General features: G+C 38.4%; 3 protein-coding genes. All 3 read right to left on the reverse strand.

The features are described 5' to 3' along the window. Window positions 1-807, reverse strand: an 807-nt coding sequence (locus WS40_RS10255; RefSeq protein WP_046442111.1) for a tetratricopeptide repeat protein, incomplete at its 3' end; no start/stop codon positions are given. Between the two features lie 109 nt (window positions 808-916). After that, a complete protein-coding gene (locus WS40_RS10260) occupies window positions 917-1444 on the reverse strand; it encodes a hypothetical protein (protein WP_022287971.1) in 528 nt (175 codons plus the stop codon). Between the two features lie 12 nt (window positions 1445-1456). After that, a partial coding sequence (locus tag WS40_RS10265) for a polymorphic toxin-type HINT domain-containing protein (protein WP_325208536.1) occupies window positions 1457-3055 on the reverse strand: 1599 nt, incomplete at its 5' end.

A 3055-nucleotide genomic window follows, 5' to 3' on the forward strand; every position in this document is an offset into this window, starting at 1 on the left:
TATTTCTGCGGCGTTGATATAGCTTTCGATTACCTCTGTAGACGTAGGTTTTAACGTTTTCAAGGCTTCTTCAATAAATGTAAGAGCCTTGTTATATCGCTGCTTGTCCTTATCGGTCTGATACTTCTGAATCTCAAAGGTCATGCAGTCAAAGTAGTAATCCATTGAAAGCTCGGCATATTTCTTAGCCATTTCAAGTTCCCGTTCTGCGGCGTCGAGGCGGTTTGCCTGGCACAGCAGTTTAAATGCAAGCTGATAGCCAGTGTAGTCTGACGGTGCGACAAGCTTCATCTGATTGGTGGTAAGAAGTCCGTTTCGGATATCATTCTTCATGCCGTAAATAATTGCCTTACGTTTCATGATATCCATATCCACACCGATTATCTGCTCCGCTTTTTCAAGATTTACAAGTGCATCCTTATATCTTCCTATATCGAAACAGATTATTCCGAGCAGGTTATACAGCTGGACTGTGTTCTCAGGCGAACAACCAAGCTCATCAGCTTTTGCAAGATTTTTTATAGCGTCTGCCGCTTTTTCGTTGGTAGCAAGGGCATACCCTAAGTTAAAATACCTGTTGCCGTTATTCTGATCAAGCTTGACCGCTTTTTTATAGCTCTCGACCGCCTTTTCATACTGCCCCAAAGACATATACGCATCTCCTGCACATTGATAAGCGTCAGGATTTTTTGGAGCAAGCCTAATTGCCTCGTTTGCTAAATGAAGAGATTCGTTGTTTTGGCTGTTTATGAATGCAAAGTGCGAATCTGCTAAAAGCTGTGAAACTTTTTCTTGGTTTGTGGGCATTTTATCACCTCCATATTGTTAAAGTAAAATAATTTTAATTGCCAACTATTAGTTTTATTGCTTTTATATTTTTGATTGCGATTAATCCCATTGCTAAATGAATACACTTTTACAATTTGACACAACTAATCTTTGTTGGGAGCTCTTTCCAGAAATTTTCCAACTGTATTCCAGAACTAATGTCTTTTTGTCTTAAGCTTATATAAGTCAAAACATCTTCTAAAGAATCCAATAACCCATATTTATTGACATATATACCTTTTGCATTTAAATCGTCTTTAAAATAGTTATATTCATTTTTTAAATACGAATAATATACATTACCAATGCAATCAAAACCTAATAATTTAGTTGGCAATTTAATTTCAGGAACAACGATTTCTTTGTTAGTTGTTTCATACAAAAGAATATTCGACTTTAGCCCATTGTTTTGACAATATTGAAAATATTTATATACAAACTTAAAATCAGGGACAATATGTTGCATATCATATTGCAGAAACCAAGTGTTATCTGCTTCCTCAGTTAACATCATAGCATTCTTATCATCATCTACATCTTCAAACGGCCATACATTATATGTATAATCATTATCTTTTACCTCGGATACAACATAACCATTTCTATACAACTTCATTATCTCACTCTCCTAATCAATAATTTCCACATGAGAATTTTTGCCTGAAGGAACATGTAAATGCGGCTTACCTGATATACCTTCAGCCAATTTTGCTGGATCCATTCTATTGAAATGCGGTGGGTCTATACGAACTTTATCCTTGCCAAGTCCAGCTGCTCTACATCTATTTACATAATCTTCTGCCTCTAATCTTGTGACACGATTTATCTTGCTAATATTTTTTCCTTCCTTAACCAGTTTCTGCTGTTCTGGAGAATATTGTTTTCCATATTCTTTGCCAGCATTATGCACCAACACGCCCAATGTACAAACATGATAAGTATGGAAATCCTCCACCTGAAAATTATACACTGTAGTGGGTTCTTCTGTCAACTCAATATCAAAATTTTCAACTAAAAGAACATTTCCGTTTACATCAAGAAGTTCATCACCAACTATTAGTTCTCCTGCTTTGATAAAGCCTTGATTTTTTACATAAAACGGGTGGTCAACAGTTGTAACGATTTCTTCGCCGTTTACTGTAAGATGAACAAGAGTAGTTACCTCTCTTATGTATGTTTCAAGGACGGTCTTTTCACCAGTTTCCATTGTTTCAGGATCTGTTGAAATGACTTTATCTCCTGACTTTATCTTTTCTATAGCAACCATTCCGGCAACCGCCATGACAAGCGTTCCCGCCACAAAACATGACGGTTTAACTCCTGCACTGTTAGCTGCCTTGTTAAATCCGCTGTTCATTCCGCCGGTAAAAACAGCTACACTTGCTATAGTCGTCTGAGCTACATTGTATATAGAACTCTCATGCAAAGCCGCATTAAAGTCACTAAACCAGTTATCACCAAACAATATCTTTGAACCTAATGCGAGAGTATCAAAGCCTCCCATTACAAATGTGATAGCTCCACTTGCTTTGGCGACCGTTCCAACCGTTTTAGCAAAGCTACACGATTTACCCAACCATTTTCCATTGGCAAGCAAACTAACCGCCTTGGCATTACCTAAAAATTCACCTGCCGCTCCAAGTCCGCCAAATACGCCACCGAAAATAGCTCCGGTCACCACGCCGTCCTTAAAGCCCTCCCAGAATGAACCTCCTGACGCCCAGCTTGATAGTCCACCTATCAGACCTCCGCTCAAAGCACCTTTCAATGAGCCGATTAAAATTCCAGAGCCAAGCCAGTTCAAACCCGGAACAAAGCAAAGAACAACACCGGTGATAACAACTGCAATCGCAAGAATTTCTTTCCAATGCTCCTGGCACCACTCGCCGACCTTTTTGCAGCCGTCTTTGAACTTCTCCCAACCGCTTTTTTCGCATTCGGGCTTCAGATATTCATATTTATCGTAAAAATCATCTTTGCTCTTATTGATTGCATCGGCGGCGTCACCGTCAATGCGTACAACATCAGATATAAAATCATTTATATCCTGTTTTAGATTTTCCAGAGTTTCAATCTTATCTTCCTGCGTTTTCGTTGATGATTTTATCGAACTGATAACATCATCGACGTCGCATATGCTTTCATCTATGGAAAGCACCTTTGATTTCAGCGATTTCAAGTCTGATTTATAGCTTTTGTCCGATGTTTTTGCTTTATTTATCAAACT

It is taken from the genome of Ruminococcus sp. N15.MGS-57 (genome assembly GCF_000980385.1).
Lineage (GTDB): Bacteria > Bacillota > Clostridia > Oscillospirales > Ruminococcaceae > Hominimerdicola > Hominimerdicola aceti.

Excerpts from the sequence above, each read along its gene's own strand:
- WS40_RS10260 (WP_022287971.1), bottom strand. The coding sequence starts at position 1,444 with ATGAAGTTGTATAGAAATGGTTATGTTGTATCCGAGGTAAAAGATAAT.